Annotated in this window: 1 protein-coding gene; it reads right to left on the bottom strand. The window is 70.6% G+C overall.

Going from position 1 to position 788, the window contains the following annotated elements; all coding sequences use genetic code 11:
• A partial coding sequence (locus A5764_RS28915; RefSeq protein ID WP_067114678.1) for a glycosyltransferase occupies positions 1-788 on the bottom strand: 788 nt, incomplete at both ends.

Raw genomic sequence — 788 nt, 5'->3', positions numbered from 1 at the left:
GCCCAGACCGGCTGATCGAGCCACAGCCACAGGATCAGCGCGGGAATCCCCGCCCGCAGTCCGGCAGCCGTGGTGCCTGCACCGCCGTGGTGCACGACCGCGCGGCACGTCGGAAGGACGGCGCCGTGGTTGACCGCGTCGACCACCAGCACGTGGTCGAAAGGCGGAGTCTCGCCGAAGTCGTTGGGACCGCCGCAGATCAACGCCCGCTCCCCCAACTGCGCGCAGGCCCCGGCGATCATGGCGACGGTGTCCGCGGCCGACGCGATCGGCGTGCTGCCAAAGCCGAAGCAGATCGGCGGCGTCCCGGCGGCGATCCACGACAACACCTCGGCGTCGGCATCCGTCGGCAACCCGAGCGTAAGCGCACCCACGAAAGGCCGCCCCTGTTCCACCCACTCGGTGGCCTGCCTCGGCAGACACATCTCGTCGTACGCCTGGATCTCCAGCGATGCGGGTGCGGCGCCGTCCGCCTCGGGAAGGCCGAGGGCGCGGCGCTGGGCGTTGGCGGCTTCCCTTGTCATGCCGGAATACAGCGCTCCCGTCGAGAAAATCCGCTGGGGGAAGAAGTGCAGCGCGACCGCCGGAATGCCGTAGTACTCCGCGACGTTGGCGGCCAGCCCCTGTTCGCCCCGGCCCGTCAAGAGCAGGTCCGCCCCTCGTCCGAGGTCGGTCAGCGTGGCGCCCCACTGGCCGCACGCTTGAGTGAGATGCCCGACGATTTCGGTGACCGCGTGGATCGGATTCTGCGCATTAGGCCTCGGCGGGTCCGGCCCGAAGGCGACCGC

The organism is Mycobacterium sp. 852002-51057_SCH5723018 (genome assembly GCF_001667035.1).
In the GTDB taxonomy this organism is placed as follows: Bacteria; Actinomycetota; Actinomycetes; order Mycobacteriales; family Mycobacteriaceae; genus Mycobacterium.
Note: the sequence above shows the minus strand (reverse complement) of the source record. Positions and strands in the feature narration are given on the sequence as shown.